This window comes from Ruegeria sp., from assembly GCF_965243365.1.
Taxonomy (GTDB): domain Bacteria; phylum Pseudomonadota; class Alphaproteobacteria; order Rhodobacterales; family Rhodobacteraceae; genus Ruegeria.
Genome location: NZ_CBDEUW010000002.1, coordinates 481,859 through 500,329 on the forward strand (window position 1 = coordinate 481,859; position 18,471 = coordinate 500,329).

General features: G+C 58.0%; 20 protein-coding genes and 2 tRNA genes. 12 read left to right on the plus strand and 10 right to left on the minus strand.

Annotated elements, in window-relative coordinates:
• Positions 1 to 370: 370 nt before the first annotated feature.
• A complete protein-coding gene (locus ACP0GE_RS06110) occupies positions 371 to 2,767 on the minus strand; it encodes an ATP-dependent helicase (protein ID WP_424831101.1) in 2,397 nt (798 codons plus the stop codon).
• A gap of 168 nt (positions 2,768 to 2,935) precedes the next feature.
• Between ACP0GE_RS06110 and ACP0GE_RS06115 the strand changes: the two genes are divergently transcribed.
• The 3 genes from ACP0GE_RS06115 to ACP0GE_RS06125 all read left to right on the plus strand — a co-directional run bounded on the left by ACP0GE_RS06115 (position 2,936) and on the right by ACP0GE_RS06125 (position 8,943).
• Positions 2,936 to 4,720: a diguanylate cyclase gene (locus ACP0GE_RS06115; RefSeq protein ID WP_424831102.1), complete on the plus strand. Its 1,785-nt coding sequence runs from the start codon at positions 2,936 to 2,938 to the stop codon at positions 4,718 to 4,720.
• Between the two features lie 334 nt (positions 4,721 to 5,054).
• Entirely contained in the window at positions 5,055 to 8,492 is a 3,438-nt protein-coding gene (locus tag ACP0GE_RS06120; protein WP_424831103.1) for a pyruvate carboxylase, read from the plus strand.
• Positions 8,493 to 8,565: 73 nt separating this feature from the next.
• Positions 8,566 to 8,943: an MAPEG family protein gene (locus ACP0GE_RS06125; RefSeq protein ID WP_424831104.1), complete on the plus strand. Its 378-nt coding sequence runs from the start codon at positions 8,566 to 8,568 to the stop codon at positions 8,941 to 8,943.
• 9 nt (positions 8,944 to 8,952) lie between these two features.
• Here ACP0GE_RS06125 and ACP0GE_RS06130 read toward each other — a convergent pair whose 3' ends face one another.
• A complete protein-coding gene (locus ACP0GE_RS06130; protein WP_424831105.1) occupies positions 8,953 to 9,105 on the minus strand; it encodes a hypothetical protein in 153 nt (50 codons plus the stop codon).
• A gap of 148 nt (positions 9,106 to 9,253) precedes the next feature.
• On the opposite strand from ACP0GE_RS06130, the gene ACP0GE_RS06135 reads away from it, so the two are divergent.
• Positions 9,254 to 9,328, plus strand: a tRNA-Gly gene (locus ACP0GE_RS06135).
• Positions 9,329 to 9,362: 34 nt separating this feature from the next.
• Positions 9,363 to 9,437 (plus strand) — tRNA-Gly (locus ACP0GE_RS06140).
• A gap of 164 nt (positions 9,438 to 9,601) precedes the next feature.
• Here ACP0GE_RS06140 and ACP0GE_RS06145 read toward each other — a convergent pair.
• Positions 9,602 to 9,841, minus strand: a complete 240-nt coding sequence (locus ACP0GE_RS06145) for an Lrp/AsnC family transcriptional regulator (RefSeq protein WP_424831106.1) — start codon at positions 9,839 to 9,841, stop codon at positions 9,602 to 9,604.
• A 154-nt stretch (positions 9,842 to 9,995) separates the two neighbouring features.
• Between ACP0GE_RS06145 and hisB the strand changes: the two genes are divergently transcribed.
• Positions 9,996 to 10,583, plus strand: a complete 588-nt coding sequence (hisB, locus tag ACP0GE_RS06150; protein ID WP_424831107.1) for an imidazoleglycerol-phosphate dehydratase HisB — start codon at positions 9,996 to 9,998, stop codon at positions 10,581 to 10,583.
• Here the strand turns inward: hisB and ACP0GE_RS06155 are convergent.
• Positions 10,580 to 11,188: a DUF2306 domain-containing protein gene (locus ACP0GE_RS06155; RefSeq protein ID WP_424831108.1), complete on the minus strand. Its 609-nt coding sequence runs from the start codon at positions 11,186 to 11,188 to the stop codon at positions 10,580 to 10,582. The genes hisB and ACP0GE_RS06155 overlap by 4 nt on opposite strands.
• Before the next feature lie 86 nt (positions 11,189 to 11,274).
• On the opposite strand from ACP0GE_RS06155, the gene ACP0GE_RS06160 reads away from it, so the two are divergent.
• Together ACP0GE_RS06160 and hisH are read left to right on the plus strand one after the other, a co-directional pair.
• A complete protein-coding gene (locus tag ACP0GE_RS06160; protein WP_424831109.1) occupies positions 11,275 to 11,886 on the plus strand; it encodes a TetR/AcrR family transcriptional regulator in 612 nt (203 codons plus the stop codon).
• 52 nt (positions 11,887 to 11,938) lie between these two features.
• Positions 11,939 to 12,577, plus strand: coding sequence for an imidazole glycerol phosphate synthase subunit HisH (gene hisH, locus ACP0GE_RS06165; RefSeq protein WP_424831110.1), 639 nt, complete (start codon positions 11,939 to 11,941; stop codon positions 12,575 to 12,577).
• Between the two features lie 4 nt (positions 12,578 to 12,581).
• On the opposite strand, the gene ACP0GE_RS06170 is transcribed toward hisH, so the two are convergent.
• Positions 12,582 to 12,983, minus strand: coding sequence for a DUF2147 domain-containing protein (locus ACP0GE_RS06170; RefSeq protein WP_424831111.1), 402 nt, complete (start codon positions 12,981 to 12,983; stop codon positions 12,582 to 12,584).
• Positions 12,984 to 13,117: 134 nt separating this feature from the next.
• Between ACP0GE_RS06170 and hisA the strand changes: the two genes are divergently transcribed.
• Positions 13,118 to 13,837, plus strand: a complete 720-nt coding sequence (gene hisA, locus ACP0GE_RS06175) for a 1-(5-phosphoribosyl)-5-[(5-phosphoribosylamino)methylideneamino]imidazole-4-carboxamide isomerase (RefSeq protein ID WP_424831112.1) — start codon at positions 13,118 to 13,120, stop codon at positions 13,835 to 13,837.
• 1 nt (position 13,838) lies between these two features.
• Here hisA and ACP0GE_RS06180 read toward each other — a convergent pair whose 3' ends face one another.
• Complete coding sequence (locus tag ACP0GE_RS06180) at positions 13,839 to 14,285, minus strand: DUF302 domain-containing protein (protein WP_424831113.1); 447 nt, start codon at positions 14,283 to 14,285, stop codon at positions 13,839 to 13,841.
• A 129-nt stretch (positions 14,286 to 14,414) separates the two neighbouring features.
• Here ACP0GE_RS06180 and hisF point away from each other — a divergent pair, with 129 nt between their 5' ends.
• The 3 genes from hisF (at position 14,415) to ACP0GE_RS06195 (ending at position 16,138) form a co-directional block, all read left to right on the plus strand.
• Positions 14,415 to 15,176, plus strand: a complete 762-nt coding sequence (hisF, locus tag ACP0GE_RS06185) for an imidazole glycerol phosphate synthase subunit HisF (protein ID WP_424831114.1) — start codon at positions 14,415 to 14,417, stop codon at positions 15,174 to 15,176.
• Positions 15,173 to 15,490, plus strand: coding sequence for a phosphoribosyl-ATP diphosphatase (locus ACP0GE_RS06190; RefSeq protein ID WP_424831115.1), 318 nt, complete (start codon positions 15,173 to 15,175; stop codon positions 15,488 to 15,490). Before hisF ends, ACP0GE_RS06190 begins: the two co-directional genes overlap by 4 nt.
• 72 nt (positions 15,491 to 15,562) lie before the next feature.
• Positions 15,563 to 16,138, plus strand: coding sequence for a hypothetical protein (locus tag ACP0GE_RS06195; RefSeq protein ID WP_424831116.1), 576 nt, complete (start codon positions 15,563 to 15,565; stop codon positions 16,136 to 16,138).
• 4 nt (positions 16,139 to 16,142) lie between these two features.
• On the opposite strand, the gene ACP0GE_RS06200 is transcribed toward ACP0GE_RS06195, so the two are convergent.
• The 4 genes from ACP0GE_RS06200 to rlmB form a co-directional block, all read right to left on the minus strand.
• Complete coding sequence (locus ACP0GE_RS06200) at positions 16,143 to 16,613, minus strand: CoA-binding protein (protein WP_424831117.1); 471 nt, start codon at positions 16,611 to 16,613, stop codon at positions 16,143 to 16,145.
• A 201-nt stretch (positions 16,614 to 16,814) separates the two neighbouring features.
• The gene (locus tag ACP0GE_RS06205) at positions 16,815 to 17,264 is read right to left on the minus strand and encodes a YHS domain-containing (seleno)protein (protein WP_424831118.1); all 450 of its coding nucleotides are present in this window, start codon (positions 17,262 to 17,264) and stop codon (positions 16,815 to 16,817) included.
• Positions 17,265 to 17,369: 105 nt separating this feature from the next.
• Positions 17,370 to 17,495, minus strand: coding sequence for a hypothetical protein (locus tag ACP0GE_RS06210; protein WP_424831119.1), 126 nt, complete (start codon positions 17,493 to 17,495; stop codon positions 17,370 to 17,372).
• Between the two features lie 156 nt (positions 17,496 to 17,651).
• Entirely contained in the window at positions 17,652 to 18,425 is a 774-nt protein-coding gene (rlmB, locus tag ACP0GE_RS06215) for a 23S rRNA (guanosine(2251)-2'-O)-methyltransferase RlmB (RefSeq protein WP_424831120.1), read from the minus strand.
• Between the last annotated feature and the right edge of the window lie 46 nt (positions 18,426 to 18,471).

Here is an 18,471-nt window from a genome sequence, read left to right on the forward strand (position 1 = left end):
TTGGGGTCTGTATTTCAGCGGCAGCGTCTCTCCTCCTCCCTGACGTTGCCGCCTCTTATACCGGCCCTGACAGCCGGACACTGATACATCGGGACTCTCCTCCTCCCTTGTCCCGATGTTGAAAGCGCGCGGCGACGCCTTCCTCCTCCCTGACGTCGCCGCGTCTTACCCATACCGGGATCAAACCCGGGTTCGAATACATCGGGGCTCTCCTCCTCCCTGTCCTGATGTTGAAAAGAACGGCGGTTCCCCCTCCTCCTCCCTGGGAACCGCCGTTTTTGTTTGCCAAAACACAAAAAAGGGCGCAAAACGCCCCCTGCTTCTTCTGTTCAAAAATACTTCGGAGCGCGAGGCAGAGCCTCGCAAACTGTCAGAACGGCACGTCGTCCTTGTTGGTCAGAAAGCGCGATACCACTTTCTTGACTCCGGCCTTATCAAAATCGACCTCAACTTTGTCGCCCTCGATACCAATCACCGCGCCATAGCCGAATTTCTGGTGAAACACCCGTTCTCCCAAGGTGAAACTGGCAACGGCCGTCGCGTCGATCACCGTATTTCGGCTTTCCCGGGGCTGAGACATCCCGTACTGCCCCTGCCGTGCCTGCATCCGCTTCCAGCCGGGCGAATTATATACATTCGCCTCGGCCGCGCGGGTTTCAATCCCGGCCGAGACCTGCCCGCCGCCATAAAGCCCCGGCGGGGTCAGCACCTCCACATGATCCTCGGGCAATTCGTCTATGAAACGCGAGGGCATTGAGTTCTGCCATTGCCCGAATACACGCCGGTTGGCGGCGAATGAAATCGTACAGACTTCTTCTGCGCGGGTAATTCCCACATAGGCCAGCCGCCGCTCCTCCTCCAACCCCTTGATACCAGCTTCATCCATCGAGCGTTGCGAGGGGAACAAACCATCCTCCCAGCCCGGCAGGAACACGGCAGGAAACTCCAGCCCTTTGGCCGCGTGCAGGGTCATGATCGAGACCTTGGCCCCATCGCCCTCCTGCTCGTTATCCATGACAAGGCTGACATGTTCCAGAAACCCCTGAAGGTTCTCGAAATTATCCAGTTGATTGACCAGTTCCTTGAGGTTTTCCAGCCGCCCCGGAGCCTCGGGCGTCTTTTCGTTCTGCCAATGGGCGGTATAGCCGGCCTCGTCCAGAATGATCTGCGCCAGTTCGATATGCGACACTTCCGGTTCGCCAAAGCGCAAAGGCGCGGTTCCGTCGTCAATCACGGATTCGTCGTCAATCTCTATCCGTGGCCCACGCGTCATTGCATTCCATCGCGCCAACCCGTCAATCAAATCGCGCAGCGCCTTGCCGCCCTTGCCCTTGATCAGCCCGTTATCGACCGCGATCCGCGCCCCGTCGACCAGAGACACGCCATTTTCACGCGCGGTCAGCTGGATCGTCTGCTGCGCCTTATCCCCCAGCCCACGTTTCGGCGTGTTCACAATCCGCTCGAACGCCAGATCATCACCCGGGCTGACGACCAGCCGGAAATAGGCCATGGCATCACGGATCTCCATCCGCTCATAGAATCGTGGGCCGCCGATCACCTTGTACGGCAAACCAATGGTCAGAAACCGATCCTCAAACGCGCGCATCTGATGCGAGGCGCGGACAAGAATGGCGATCTCATCCAGCGCCATCGGGCGAATACCGCGCGTCCCGCCCTGCATCGCATCGATTTCCTCGCCGATCCAGCGCGCCTCTTCCTCGCCATCCCAATGGCCGATCAGATTGACTTTGTGCCCCTCTTCCGCATCGGTCCAAAGCTCTTTGCCCAGTCGGCTTTCGTTGCCGCGAATGACATTCGATGCCGCCGCCAGAATATGCGGGGTCGAGCGATAGTTCTGCTCAAGCCGCACAACATACGCACCGGGAAAGTCCTTTTCAAACCGCAGGATATTGCCCACCTCGGCACCGCGCCAGCCATAGATCGACTGATCGTCATCGCCCACGCAACAGATGTTCTTATGCGCCCCGGCCAGCAGCCGCAGCCACAGGTATTGGGCAATGTTGGTGTCCTGATATTCATCCACAAGGATATAGCGGAACCAGCGCTGATACTGTTCCAGCACGTCCTGATGAGTCTGGAAGATCGTCAGCACATGCAGCAGCAAATCTCCGAAATCCACTGCATTCAGTTCTCGCAGGCGGGTCTGATACTGAGCGTAAAGCTCAATACCCTTGTTGTTATACGCTCCTGCATCCGCCGCAGGTACCCTGTCCGGCGTCAGCGCGCGGTTCTTCCAGTCATCGATGATCCCGGCCAGCATACGGGCGGGCCAGCGTTTGTCGTCGATATTGGCGGCCTGAACCAACTGCTTGAGCAGGCGTAGCTGGTCATCTGTATCCAAAATGGTGAAGTTCGATTTCAGTTCCACCAGTTCTGCGTGCCGGCGCAATAGCTTGACACAGATTGAATGGAATGTGCCCAGCCACGGCATCCCCTCGGCAGGCTGCCCCAACAGGCGTCCGACACGCTCTTTCATCTCGCGCGCGGCCTTGTTGGTGAAGGTCACTGACAGAATCTCGTTTGGGCGCGCCCGCCCGGTATTCAGCAAATGCGCGATACGTGCCGTCAGGGCTTTGGTTTTACCTGTTCCGGCGCCTGCCAGCATCAACACCGGACCGTCCAGCCGCTCCACCGCGTCACGCTGGGCCGGGTTCAGCTCGTCCAGATACGGCATCGGGCGCGCAGCCATCGCTCGCGCCGACAGGGATGCGCCTTCGAAGGCGTCCATTTCATCAAAACTGCTCATGAATCCAAACTACGCCGGATGCGCGCTAAGGGAAAGGGTTTGTTCACGGCTTGTTCACAGGGTTTCCCGCGCACTTTCCGCTCAATTCTAAACAATCCTGCGGGCGTCGTTAATCCTCTGTCAAACCTTGCCAATGATGCTTGGCCCACTGTTTTGGGAGTGTGGAAGATGAAGCAGACGGACCAGCAGCCCCTTGGCCATCGGCTGAAATGGGCGGGAATCACCTTTTTGCTGATTACGCTGACCGCTGCTGCGGGATGGGGAATCTACGCACTGCCCGCGCCAGTGGTGGACCGTATGCTCAGAACCGATATCCTGAAACAGGCAGAGCTGTGGAAGCGCCGGGTCGTGCTACATCTGGAAGACCCGGAAACAGCGCTGCGCACGGGCCGGATCGACCCACATGACGCCGAGTTTCTGTCGTCTATGCCCGAGGCATCCGATGTCTATCGGTTCAAACTGTTCGATACGGCGGGTCAGGTCGTCTGGTCAACGCGGCCCGATGAAATCGGCACCTCCGAACCACGCGCCTTTTTTCGCAGCGATGTAGCGCGCGGCATGAACCACTATATTCAGGAAGTTGTCCCGCTGTCCGAGATTGACGGGCTCGATCTGCATACCGAAAACGTCAGTAATACCACCCAGCACCACGTGGCTGAGGTTTTCGTGCCGGTCACCAAAAATGGCCGTTTTATCGGCGCGATAGAATTCTTCACCGATTTCACCGATCTAAGGGGGACGTTTATCACCCGGCTGCGGGTCTCTCTGGCGATTCTAAGCGGGGTGGCCCTGATTGCGCTGGGTGCGGTGTCGCTTGTGACCTATCGCACCAACCGGTTTCAGGTTCTGGCGCTGCAAAGCCGGTCGGCCAAGGAACGTGAACTGATGGATGATCAATTGCGTCTGGCGCGTGAGGTGCGCTTGTTGGGAGAGTTGAATGAATGGCTGCAATCAAGTCGCTCTCTGGACGAGCTGTTCGATATGGTATCGCGCTTCATGACCCATATCCTGCCCGAAGCCGAGGGCAGCGTATATGTCTATTCCAACTCGCGCGATGTGTTGGATGGCTGCGCCAGCTGGAATGGGGGCACCCATAAGACACATATCCACCCCGAGGGCTGCTGGGGACTGCGCCGTGGAAGGACCTATGAATTCGGCGCCTCCGAGGTCGATTTTGTTTGTGAACATGCGGAACCTCATGACGGGCGGCCATATTTCTGCTTTCCCATTCTGGCGCATGGGGAAACGGTAGGTCTGCTGCATCTGCGGGCTCATGAAGGCAGCGATGATGAGTTTCATAGCAGCAAGAAACTGGCGCAGCTTTGTGCGGAACAAATCAGCATGGCGATTGCCAATGTGCGGATGCGCGATCAGTTGCATGACCAGTCGGTGCGCGACTCGCTGACCGGTCTGTTCAATCGCCGTCACATGACGGATGCGCTGCGCAAATCAATCAGCCGCAGCCAACAGACGGGCGCCCGGCTAAGCTTGATTGCTGTGGACGTAGATCACTTCAAGAAATTCAACGACACGCATGGGCATGATGCGGGGGATATGGTGTTGCGCGCAGTAGGCGCAGCGTTGGAACAAGGTTGCGACCGGGATGAAGTGGCCTGCCGCATCGGTGGAGAGGAGTTCATGCTGATCCTGCCGGACAACAGCCCTGAAGAAGCCGTCACCCGGGCCGAAAAACTGCGCCAGGCGGTCGAGGCTGTGACCGTACGTTATGGTGAGAAGTCGTTGCCCCGCATCACGATCTCGGTCGGGGTCGCCCACTACCCCGCTCATGGGACGATGCCTCAGGACCTGATGCGGTCGGCCGACGACGCACTTTATTTGGCGAAGGACAAAGGCAGAAATCAGGTGCATGTGGCGGGATCTGGCTGCGCGCAATCCCTTGACGCAAAGCATGCGACAACAACGAAAGCAGGTCCTTCTAAGACCGCAGCCTGATGGAACCAATGCCGCATGGCCTCGCCACACTCACATCTACACTGACCTGCGCCTTGCCTCGGTAGCGGGTTGATTGCCGAGGGTTTCGCCCCGCATCGCAACGACGATGGGTCCTCAGGCAGGGCGAATCGAAATCCATGAGGCCTACCAACGTCGCGCGTTTGGCCGCCAAACAACCTCACGATTGATACTGCAGTGCAGCATCGCTAAAAGAACGGTCAGAATAAGTGGCGTTTGCGAGCGTTAACATGCCGGTTCTACCCAGAAGAACTGATATCTCTGCGCATAATCTCACTTTATGAACACGGCCACAGCCAAAAGACCGGGACCAGAAATGACCGACTTCAAAAAAATCCTGATCGCCAACCGCGGTGAAATTGCCATTCGCGTGATGCGCGCTGCCAATGAGATGGGCAAACGCACCGTTGCTGTCTTCGCCGAAGAGGACAAGCTCGGCCTGCATCGTTTCAAGGCGGACGAGGCTTATCGCATTGGGGAAGGGTTAGGGCCGGTTGCCGCATATTTGTCGATCGACGAGATCATCCGGGTCGCCAAGGAAAGCGGCGCGGACGCGATCCACCCCGGCTATGGCTTGCTGTCAGAGAATCCGGATTTTGTGGATGCCTGCGTACAGAACGGCATCACCTTTATTGGACCAAAAGCCGAAACCATGCGCGCACTTGGTGACAAAGCCAGCGCCCGCAAGGTCGCAATTGCCGCGGATGTTCCGGTGATCCCGGCCACCGAGGTGCTGGGTGATGACATGAAGGCCATCAAAGCCGAAGCGGCCGAGATCGGTTATCCGCTGATGCTCAAGGCCAGCTGGGGCGGCGGCGGTCGCGGGATGCGACCGATCCTGTCCGCAGATGAACTGGAAGAGAAGGTGCTGGAAGGTCGCCGCGAGGCTGAGGCCGCGTTCGGCAACGGCGAGGGCTATCTGGAAAAGATGATCACCCGCGCCCGTCATGTCGAGGTTCAAATTCTCGGCGATAAACATGGTGAGATCTATCACCTCTATGAACGCGACTGTTCGGTCCAGCGCCGCAACCAGAAGGTCGTGGAACGCGCTCCTGCTCCTTATCTGTCCGACGAACAGCGCGACGAAATCTGCGAGCTGGGTCGCCGTATCTGTGCCCATGTAAACTATGAATGCGCGGGCACCGTCGAGTTCCTGATGGATATGAACACCGGCAAGTTCTACTTCATCGAGGTCAACCCCCGTGTGCAGGTGGAGCACACCGTCACCGAAGAGGTCACGGGCATCGACATCGTGCAGGCGCAGATCCTGATCGCCGAGGGCAAGTCGCTGGCAGACGCAACTGGCAAAGCCAGCCAGGATGATATCCGCCTGAACGGCCACGCGCTGCAGACCCGCGTAACCACCGAGGACCCGCTGAACAACTTTATCCCCGACTATGGCCGCATCACCGCTTATCGCTCGGCCACGGGGATGGGTATCCGTCTGGACGGCGGCACCGCTTATGCGGGTGGGGTGATCACACGGTATTATGACTCGCTGCTGACCAAGGTCACCGCCTGGGCCCCCACTCCCGAAAAGGCGATTGCGCGGATGGACCGTGCCCTGCGTGAATTCCGGGTGCGCGGAGTGTCGACCAATATCGCATTTGTCGAAAACCTGCTGAAGCACCCAACCTTCCTGTCGAACGAATACACCACCAAGTTCATTGACGAGACGCCGGACCTGTTTCACTTCAAGAAACGTCGTGACCGCGGCACCAAGGTTCTGAACTATATCGCGGACATCACCGTGAACGGGCATCCCGAGACCAAGGACCGCCCGATGCCGCGCGCTGACCTGAAAGAGGCCAAGCCCCCAGCGTTGAAGGCTGAGCCACAGATGGGCACCCGCAACCTGCTGGAGCAAAAGGGCCCACAGGCCGTGGCCGACTGGATGAAAGCGCAGCGTCAGTTGCTGATCACCGACACGACCATGCGTGACGGGCACCAGTCGCTGCTGGCAACCCGGATGCGGTCAATCGATATGATCAAGGTTGCGCCTTCCTATGCCGCCAACCTGCCGCAACTGTTCTCGGTTGAATGCTGGGGCGGGGCGACCTTCGATGTAGCCTATCGGTTCCTGCAGGAATGCCCGTGGCAGCGTCTGCGCGACCTGCGTGAGGCGATGCCGAACCTGATGACACAGATGCTACTGCGCGGGGCGAATGGTGTTGGCTACACCAACTACCCTGACAACGTAGTACAGGAATTCGTGCGTCAGGCGTCGCAGAATATCGACGTGTTCCGTGTGTTCGACTCGCTCAACTGGGTCGAGAATATGCGCGTGGCGATGGACGCGGTTGTTGAAAACGGAAAGATCTGCGAGGGCACGGTTTGTTATACCGGCGATATCCTCGACCCGGACCGCGCCAAATACGACCTGAAATATTATGTCGGCATGGCGAAGGAGCTGCGCGATGCAGGCGCCCATGTACTGGGTCTGAAGGACATGGCTGGTTTGCTGAAACCGGCCTCGGCCCGCATCCTGATCCGGGCATTGAAAGAAGAGGTCGGCCTGCCGATCCACTTCCACACCCATGACACTGCGGGCATCGCCAGCGCCACCATTCTGGCAGCGTCCGAAGCGGGCGTAGACGCGGTGGATTGCGCGATGGATGCGTTCTCGGGCAACACCTCTCAGGCAACGCTGGGCACGGTGGTCGAAGCGCTGCGTCATACCGAGCGTGACACTGGACTGGACGTCAAGGCGATCCGCGAGATCAGCGATTACTTTGAAGCGGTTCGCGGTCAGTACGCAGCCTTTGAGACCGGGCTGCAAGCACCCGCGTCCGAGGTCTATCTGCACGAAATGCCCGGCGGCCAGTTCACCAACCTCAAGGCGCAGGCGCGCTCTCTGGGGCTGGAGGAGCGCTGGCACGAGGTGGCGCAGATGTACGCGGATGTGAACCAGATGTTCGGCGATATCGTTAAGGTGACACCTTCGTCGAAGGTTGTGGGCGACATGGCGCTGATGATGGTCAGCCAGGGCCTGACCCGGGATGATGTGGAAAATCCGGGCACGGATGTCGCCTTCCCCGATTCTGTGATCGACATGATGCGCGGCAATCTGGGTCAGCCCCCGGGTGGGTTTCCGGACACAATTATCAAGAAGGTTCTCAAGGACGAGGTCCCCAACACTGAACGCCCCGGCAAACATGTCGAGGCAGTAGACCTTGAGGCCACCCGCACCGATCTGTCCAAACAGCTGGACGGCAAACAGATCGATGACGAGGACCTGAACGGCTATTTGATGTATCCCAAGGTGTTTCTGGATTACATGGGCCGTCATCGCTCTTACGGTCCGGTCCGCACCCTGCCGACACGCACTTTCTTCTACGGGATGGAGCCGGGTGAAGAGATCACCGCCGAGATCGACCCTGGTAAGACGCTGGAAATTCGCTGTCAGGCCATTGGTGAAACGGATGAGAATGGCGAGGTCCGGGTGTTCTTCGAACTCAACGGCCAACCCCGCGTGATCCGGGTGCCAAACCGTTTGGTGAAAGCCTCGACTACACAACGCCCGAAGGCCGAAGTTGGCAATCCCAACCATATCGGCGCACCGATGCCAGGTGTCGTCGCCACCGTAGCCGCCGTCACGGGACAGGAGGTCAAGGAAGGTGATCTGCTGCTGACCATCGAGGCGATGAAGATGGAAACCGGCATCCATGCCGAGCGCGACGCAGTGGTCAAGGCCGTCCATGTCCAACCCGGCGGACAAATTGACGCCAAGGACCTGTTGGTCGAACTGGAGTAACCGGTTTAGCCTTCTAAGCCATCAAGGGCCGTTCGGGGAACCGGGCGGCCTTTTCGCGTAAAGGAGGATCAGGATGATCACCCCAATCTATGCCGCACTGCTGGCACTGTTGTATGTCTGGCTCAGCATCAAGGTCATCGGCCAGCGCCGCAGCGAAAAGATTTCGTATGGGGATGGGAGCAATACGTCCATGCTCAAGGTGATGCGGACGCATTCCAACTTTGTGGAATACACACCCTTTGCCTTACTGCTGATCCTGATGGTCGAGATTCAGGGCGGGGGCAGCCGGTCGCTGCATCTGCTCGGGCTGACGCTGCTGGCCGGGCGTTTGCTGCATGCCTATGGCTTTGGCCGCAGCCCGCAGATCGTCATTCTGCGGCAGCTCGGGATGGGCCTGACCTTCACGGCCATTGCGGTGGCCGCAATCGTGAATCTCGTTATTGCTGTATGAGAGCTTAGTTCAGCCCGTCAAACGCTGCGTTTCGATCAACGGGGCGTGCAGGAGGATCGGCCGCGCCTCTGCCAGTTTATCGTCATTCTGCCTGCACAGGACCGAGGTCAATACGATCAGCACAGCCAGCACCGCCATTTTAATGTCCGCAATTCGGGTCATTTCGTTTGCTCAGTCCCTCGTTTCTTTGAAACATATGGTTGTACAACGCATCAGCCTTGGGGTTCCGTCGAAAGATTTTTGCCTTTTTTTGTGTTTTTCCGCTTGCAGCCTCGTGTGGGACTTTATACATCCCTCCTCACTCAACGGCGCGGGCGTAGCTCAGGGGTAGAGCATAACCTTGCCAAGGTTAGGGTCGGGCGTTCGAATCGCCTCGCCCGCTCCATTGAGAGGTCTTCGGACCAACATGTGTATCTGATGCGGGCGTAGCTCAGGGGTAGAGCATAACCTTGCCAAGGTTAGGGTCGGGCGTTCGAATCGCCTCGCCCGCTCCAGATACCAAATCCCTTCTATACATGACGGTTCTTTGCGGCGCGCAGACCTTGTCTGGGTCGCGAACCTCAGGTTGCCAGGCGTCGCTGAATCAGACGGATGTATTCCGGCCAGATACCGGGCACCGATCCGAGGCAATCTTCAGCGTGCCGCCGCTCGAACTGATCTAAAACGCTTTGAACGTCATCGTCGTTAATGATCGCTCAATATTCGGGATCACCAGCAGGTTTTCATTAATGAAATGGCCCACATCCTCTGATTCCGGGATATATAGCTTGAGCAGAAGATCATATTCGCCGCTGGTGGAATACAATTCCGAGTGGATCTCGCGCAGCGCGATCTCTTCGGCGACCTGATACGTGGTGCCGGGTTTGCAGCGGATCTGGATGAAGACGCAGATGGACATAGCTTGGCCCTATTGGTTCGTGCTGACGGCAGGCTGGCACGTGCGGCGGCCGGGTGCAATCCCCTGCAACAGTTTGCGGTGAAAGCCAAGCTTGGACTGGATCAGCCCACCCCTGCCCGTCTATAAGCGCGCCTGTAGAAAAAGGAATTCGCCCATGCGCAGCGCAAAGATCAGCCGCACGACCGCCGAAACCGAGATCTCGGTCGAGGTCAATCTGGATGGCACCGGCCAATACGACAACCAGACCGGTGTCGGGTTCTTCGATCATATGCTGGACCAGTTGGCGCGCCATTCCCTGATCGACATGACAATCCGTGCCAAGGGTGACTATCACATCGACGATCACCACACGGTCGAGGATACAGGCATCGCGCTGGGTCAAGCGCTGACCGCTGCTCTGGGCGACAAGAAAGGCATCCGTCGATATGGCGAATGCCATCTGCCTATGGATGATGCTCAGGTCCGCTGCGCGCTGGACCTGTCAGGTCGTCCGTTTCTGATCTGGAATGTGGACCTGCCGACACCCAAGATCGGCGCGTTTGACACTGAACTTGTACGGGAGTTCTTTCAGGCGCTCAGCACCCATGGCGGGATCACCCTGCATATCGACCAGTTGCACGGTTTCAACAGTCACCACATTGCCGAGGCGGCCTTTAAGGCCGTCGCGCGCGCCTTGCGTCTTGCCGTTGAGACCGATCCGCGCAAAGCAGATGCGATTCCGTCCACCAAAGGCGCGCTCTAGGCCGGATGTGGCTCGGCACGCCGTCGCAGCAGCCATTCGGCAAACAGCAGATTCGGAACCCAGCACAGCCAGGCGACGATGGCAAACGTCAGCTGTGTGCCAAGGGCCGGGATCATGATCGGGAGATAAAGCCGGAGCGTCACCCCTGCCCAAGTCAGGGCTGACGACCGGATCATCCAGCGGCGATGGTCGGCGAAGTTCCTGCTGCTGGCTTGCCAAATCCCAATGCCGGTTGTGGCAACCCAACCGACTGCCAATACGGCGAACCCGGTTTGCCCGACCGGGCCGCCAAGCGCATTCAGCGCAATCAGGAACCCCGTGATCCCACCAACCAGAACCGCGACACCATAAAGGCGCCCGGTCCAGCGATGCAAAGCGGGCCAGCGATCGCGTATTTTGGACCAAAGTTGTATTGGGACAAGCGCAAGGGCAATGGATGAGGCAGCAGCATGACTATAAAGCGACATAGGAGAAGCGCGAAGCTGATGCGCCATATGTGCAAGCCCGATTTCGGCGGGCAAAAGCAGAAATCGAACCGATGCCAGAGCAATCAGCAAGGGCAGAATCCAGAACAGAGAAACTTGGATCGCGTTGTAATATCGCATACCTGCGTCCTCATCGCCAAACTTGACATCGTAAAGTTACTGTCAAACTTGACGATGTCAAGTTCAGCATTAGAATGCATTCAACTATGACCCAAAACACCGCTCCCAAACCTCATCACCACGGCGATTTGCGCAATTCACTGATCCGCGCTGGGATCGAATTGCTGGAAGAAGGTGGGCGAGCAGCCCTGACGCTCAGAAAATGCGCGGCAAAAGTTGGTGTCTCGCACGCTGCGCCCGCGCATCATTTCAACGGGCTTGCCGACCTCAAGCAAGCCATCGCCAATGAGGGGTTCCGGATTTTTCAAAGCTATTTGCTGGATGCTCGCGCCAAGGGACCACAGGACCCGCATAGCCAGCTCAAGAATATTTGTCGCGGCTATCTGAGTTTCGCGATCGAAAACCCGGCACTTTTTGGTTTAATCTTCAGCTACAACCGCCTGTCAGAACTGCAAAGAAGCTTGGACGACAAAGGGCAGTTTGCCTATGATGTATTGCGCGAAACCTGTGCGCCTTTTGTGCGCATCGGCGCAGATCCCGTGATCGTCGAAACGCAGGTCTGGTCGCTAGTCCATGGTTATGCCCAGCTTTATCTTTCGGGCCGGTTTGGACCGGTCGATCCCGACGCGCAGAACTTTGGGCCCTTCGAAACCGTAATCGCTCTGCTTGATCAGCTTCCGCTGGCAAACGGGACTTGACCATCAGACAATATCGCGACAGTTGAGGTGCCGGATAACCGGAGGCACCCCGATGCTGACTGCCATCATCGACTACGAGAGCGGCAACCTGCACTCTGCCGAAAAAGCGTTTCAGCGCATGGCTCGTGAATTTGACGCGGGCGAGGTCGTTGTGACCTCGGATGCGGATGTCGTCGCACGGGCGGATCGCCTTGTTCTGCCCGGGGACGGAGCGTTCCCAGCTTGCGCGGCAGAGTTGCGCGGTCACAAAGGCATCCATGATGCTATGGTCGAGGCGGTCGAGCATAAGGGCCGCCCTTTTCTGGGCATCTGCGTGGGCATGCAGCTGATGGCCTCAAAAGGCCATGAATACACCGAGACGGACGGGTTGGGCTGGGTGGCCGGAGATGTGGTTCGGATCGCCCCAACAGACGACACCCTGAAAGTACCCCATATGGGCTGGAACGATCTTGTTCTGGAAAGCAGGCACCCGGTGTTTGAAGGCATAGATACGGGTGATCACGCCTATTTCGTCCACTCCTACCATTTCTGTGTCGCTGATCCGGCACAACGGTTGGCCCATGTGGATTACGGGCAGGACGTCACGGCCGTTGTTGGCCGCGACACCATGGTCGGGATGCAATTTCATCCCGAAAAAAGTCAGGATGTTGGGCTGCGGATGATCGGGAATTTCCTGACCTGGGCACCCTGAGCCCTTACTGAACGCGCGTCCAGCTTTGTCCGCGGCAGATCAGGCCGCCCGCGACACAGCCCTTAACCGTCAACGAGTTCTGGCCGTCCAGGGTCATTTTCGAGTTGTAGGTTTTATCCCGGTCAGGGGCCCAGATTTTGCCGTTGTCATAGCTTCCGTCGCCTTCGGGGATCATGTCCCAGATAATCTGCTTGCCCAGGTTTTCATATTCCAGCTGTTCGTTGCCATCGGCATCAAATGCACTGTCGATCGTCCCGCAAATGGCGCTTCCGCACTCGGCAATCGTGACATGCAGATACCCTCCGGTATCACCTGGCTGGGTTTTCCAGAGGCCATCTACCGGATCATCCGCCAAGGCAGTGGTGGCCAATGCTGCAAAAGCCGCTGCAAATGTGAATGTCTTCATGCTGTTCTCCCTGTTTCGCGGCCAGTCTGGCCCGCAGCGTGTGATCGGGCAAGAATGACTTAGCGTCGCGTTGCGTCCACTGCCCTGCCTGTGCGATATGCCGCGCATGTAACACTCATATAAGGCCGCCTGACATGATCCTCTACCCCGCTATCGACCTCAAAGACGGCCAGGCCGTGCGCCTGCTGCGTGGCGAGATGGACAAGGCCACGGTGTTCAACGAAGACCCTGCGGCCCAAGCGCGCGCCTTTGTTGATGCTGGGTGCGAATGGTTACATCTGGTTGATTTGAACGGTGCCTTCGCGGGTGAGCCGGTCAACGCCGCCCCGGTCGAGGCAATCCTGAAGGCCTGCAACGTGCCTGCTCAGCTGGGCGGCGGTATCCGAGACATGGCGACCATCGAGACGTGGATCGACAAAGGGCTGGCGCGAGTCATTCTGGGCACTGTCGCGGTCGAAAACCCTGAACTGGTGCGCGAAGCAGCCAAAGCGTTCCCCGGCAAGGTCGCGGTGGGCATCGACGCGCGCAACGGTATGGTCGCCACCAAGGGCTGGGCTGAAGAGACTGATGTGCAAGTCACCGACCTGGCTCGCAGCTTTGAGGACGCTGGCGTCGCCGCGATTATCTACACCGACATCAACCGCGACGGCGCAATGCAGGGGCCGAATATCGAAGCCACCGCAGCGCTCGCGCAAGCCGTGTCTATCCCGGTGATCGCCTCGGGCGGGGTCAGCTCACTGGATGACCTGATTGCCCTGCGCGACTGCGGGGTCGCATTGAACGGCGCGATCTCGGGGCGTGCACTTTATGATGGCGCGATTGATCTGGCCGAGGCCATCCGCGCCCTGAACTAAACTACTGCGCGGCAACCGAAGTCAGCTTGGCCAACGCGCCGCGCATCTTTTCGACTACGGGCGATTTTTCGACCGCATCAAGCTCGTCCATGGTTTCCTTGGGGTCTTCATAGGCCAGCCAAACCTGCCCGTTTTCATCTTCATAGGCTTGCACTTTCAAAGGCAGGAACAGCCCGGCGCGCGGGTCAATCTGCATGGCGGGCGTTCCCAAGGCCGGGTTGCCAAAAATCAGCACCTGATTGGCCGGGATGGTCTGGCCCACTTTTTCGGCCCCCGCTGCATGATCGATGCGGGCAAAGACGGTCGCCCCGGCATTGCCCACCGCGATCTCAAGCGCGTCCAAGGCCTCGGACACTGATTTGGCCGTGTTTACCTTGATAATGTCGTCAGCCATCGCAGTGGTGATCCCTCCGATAAGGAATGTTGTCGCCAGTAAGAGTTTACGCATCGCACGAGCCTCCCATACGCATCTCATTGATCTGCTGATGAATTTAAGAAGTTTGAACGCTTGTGCCAATCACGACGCTGGCATCGGCGAGGCTTTGCCGGTAGAGGTGCGGCAACAAAGGATGCGGACATGCTGAAAACACGGATCATTCCTTGTCTTGATGTTGCTGATGGCCGTGTGGTCAAAGGCGTCAACTTTGTCGGCCTGCGCGACGCAGGCGACCCGGTGGAATCGGCCAAAGCCTATGACGCCGCCGGCGCAGACGAGATCTGTTTTCTGGACATCCACGCCACCCACGAAAACCGCGGCACCATGTTCGATGTGGTGCAACGGACGGCTGAACAGTGCTTTGTGCCGCTGACCGTTGGCGGCGGTGTCCGCACCAAAGACGACGTGCGCGCGCTGCTGTTGGCAGGGGCGGACAAGGTCAGCTTCAACTCAGCCGCCGTGGCCAACCCGGATGTGATCGCCGAAGCGGCGGATCAGTTCGGTAGCCAGTGCATCGTTTGCGCTATTGATGCCAAAACCGTCAACCCCGGCAAATGGGAGATCTTCACCCACGGTGGCCGCAAATCCACCGGCATCGACGCGGTAGAATTTGCGAAAACCGTAGTCGGCAAAGGAGCCGGAGAAATCCTGCTGACATCGATGGACCGCGACGGCACCAAAGCCGGGTTCAACCTGCCCCTGACCCGCGCCATCTCCGACGCAGTTAACGTGCCCGTGATCGCCTCGGGTGGTGTTGGAAATCTGGATCATCTGGTCGAAGGAGTAACCAAGGGCGGTGCCAGTGCCGTGCTGGCGGCCTCGATCTTCCATTTCGGCGAATACACCATCCGTGAGGCCAAGGAGCACATGGCCGCTGCGGGCATTCCCATGAGGCTGACATGAGCATTCTGCACGACCTGGCCGTCACCATAGAAACACGTAAAAAAGCCGACCCGGACTCCAGCTGGACTGCCAAGCTGCTGGCCAAGGGACCTGAAAAATGCGCCGAGAAATTCGGCGAAGAAGCTATCGAAGCCATTATTGAGGCCACCAAAGGGGATACAGAAAAACTGACGTCCGAGGCTGCGGACGTACTGTATCACTTGCTGGTCATGCTGGCCGCGCGCGACGTGGCTCTGGACGACGTGCTGCAAGAACTGGCCCGGCGTCAGGGCACCAGCGGCATTGAAGAAAAAGCTTCTCGGCCCAGGAATTGACCTGGCCGACGCCTATGCCTCACCATCCGATGAGATTCGAGTGTAAATGCGCCCTCGTCGATGGTTGTTGGAATGATCAGACGTTTTGCATATCTGCTGGCACTGATGGCCTGCCTGACGCTTGGCGCGTGCGCTTCTCCGCCACCTGCCAGCAGCGATGACGTACAGCGCCTTTCGACCCAGATCAAAACCTTGGGACCGGACATCGACCCCGAAGAGGCTGATCGCGCGGCACGCATCGCATATGCCTATACGGCGCAATTGGCGCAGGAATATCAGATCACCGATCCCCCGCTGCTCCACAATGCCAAGGTCAATCAGGGCCTGCGCCCGCGCGGCCTGTGCTGGCATTGGGCTGAAGACATCGAACGACGGCTGAAACAGGAAAATTTCAAGACTCTGGAACTGCATCGCGCAATTGCCAACGCAGACAACCCGTTTCTCATCGACCATAGCACAGCTATAATCAGCCGCCGCGGCGAGACTCTTTATGAAGGTGTGGTGTTGGATCCCTGGCGGTATGGTGGTGTCTTGTACTGGGCACCCCTGCGCGAGGATACGCGGTATGACTGGGTTCCGCGCGAATTGGTTCTGGAAAAGCGACGGCAGGAGCAAGTTGCGCGTTTGACGCCCCTGCCCGGCAACTGACCGCTCAGAGCTTTGACGAGATCACACCGGTTGCAAACCCACCCATGCGTAACTCACCAAACAGGCGCTGGTATTCGATCTTGGGACACCGGTTCATGATCACATCAATGCGGCGTTTTTGGGCGGTCGCAGCGGCCTCTTCGTGCTCCACACCGATCTGCATCCATATTGTCTTCAATCCCGGAAAGCTGTCCAACGCTTCTTCCACAATCGGCGGCACGGCCTCGGACCGGCGGAAAATATCGACCATGTCCACCGGTTCGGTAATATCGGAAAAGGACGCCCGCACGGCCTGACCAAACAACATCTTGCCGGAATGTCCGGGGTTCACCGGAATAACAGTGTATCCCTTCAACGACAAATACCGCGCGACGTAATAGCTGGGGCGCACCGGGTTCATCGACACACCAACCACTGCGACAACCTTGGTGCGCCGCAGAATGGTTTTTAGATGATCGTCGGAATAGTCAGGCATGTCGGCACCGTAGCCGGGGCACGGCAAAGAAAAAAGCGCTCAGGTTGGACCTGAGCGCCAGTTGTTGGAACGAGGGACAGTGAAATGACCCGCGGCAGTTCCGTTCCGCGGTCACTGTGACATTTAAGCATAGCTTTTCGAAAAAAAAGAGGGTGCGCGCATTTTTGTGATGACATCCCGCAAAAAGCGGAAGCCCGCCTATCAAAGGTACAGGACTCCGGGCCAGTTCTTGTCAGCCTGCCGGATATAACCACTGATATTCTGCTGCCAAATCTGTTCGACCGCAGCGGAATGGGTCAGATACAGTTTGTTGTCGAAAATCTTCCAGGCGCGGGGATCAGAGCTGAGCAGTTTCCCTTGGGCCATCGCATAGGCACAATACCCGCCATATTGCGGAGCAAACGCACGCGGATTGCGTTCGAAACGATCCCGGTTTTCTTCGGACGCAAACTGCCAAACCACCCCTTTCCAGGTGAGAGCAATCTGAGAACGCCCGGCGGTGGGGCCGCTTGTCTTGAAATATGAAACCGGATCATATCCCGAGACCGCCGCCCCATCGACCGCGTAGAAAACGGATTGGGGCTGCGCATGAGCAACAGGCGCAAAAGCAGAACAGGTAAGGGCAGTTAAAAACGTACGTCGGGACAGCATGGGCGATTCATCAATTTCAGCGTGAAGGCTTAAACATGCATATTTCATGCACCCGTAGAAACCCCCGATGACGGTGATGTGAACACCTGTGCTGCCTTGTGGCGTCTAGTCGAAAACGTCCTCGATCGCATCCCAGGCCTCGTCCAGAACGCGCGAGAACAACCCTTTCTTCTTCTTTTTCTTTTTGGACTTGTCGACTTTGACAAACTGTTTTTGCTTTTGGTCGGCCATTTTGGCCTTGGGCATCATCTTGAGGTTGTGCAGCGGAGCGCCACAGCTGGAACAACTCAGTTCATGCCGTTGATTGCCTTTCAGAACCAGGGCCGCTCGGGTGCCGCAATAACAGCACGTGGCTATTTTGGATGGGGTGGAAATGGTCGCCTCCTGCTATCTTGAGCCAGATGCATATAGGGCAATTGCGGCAGCATTTGAGACATTGAGTGACCCAAATCCGCCCGCCGCGTCAATCTTAACCAGTTGATCCACCGTTTCTTTGGTCTTTTGGCGTAATCCGGGACCCTCCGCCCCAAGGACCAACGCCACCGGACGGTCACGCTTATCTGCCAGCGCGGTTTCGATGGTCTCTTCGGCTTCGCCATCCAACCCAAGCACCAAAAACCCCATATCCTGAAGCTCGACAATCGCATCGGCCAGGTTGCGGACCCGCAAATAGGGCTGCCGTTCCAGCGCTCCGCTGGCAGTTTTCGCCAATGCGCCCGTTTCGGGGGCTGAATGATGGCGGGTTCCAATCACGGCGCTGGCTCCAAGCACCTCAGCAGAGCGCAGAATAGCCCCAACGTTATGGGGGTCAGTCACCCGATCCAACAGCAGAACACGCGGGTTTTCCCGCCCGATACAATTTTCGGCCAGCCCACCCCATTCCAACGGCTTGACCTCAAGCGCCGCGCCCTGATGGACCGATCCGGGGTCAATCGGCGCGGTGAATTTACGCGGGTCGGCCATTTCGGGCTCAATACCTGAAAACGCAATGGCCTCGGCCAATTTATCCTGAGCGTTTCGGGTCACCACAAGGCGCAATTTCTGGCGATTGGGGTTCATCAGCGCATCACGAACGGCGTGTAATCCGAACAGCCAGACCGTTTCCGCAGCAGCGGCTTTACGCGCCTGTTCCTTCTCGACGACCCATTTGGGTTTCTTCATGCCATGGGCCTCCGGGCTGGCGAATACGTTTCCTGCGTCAAAGCGA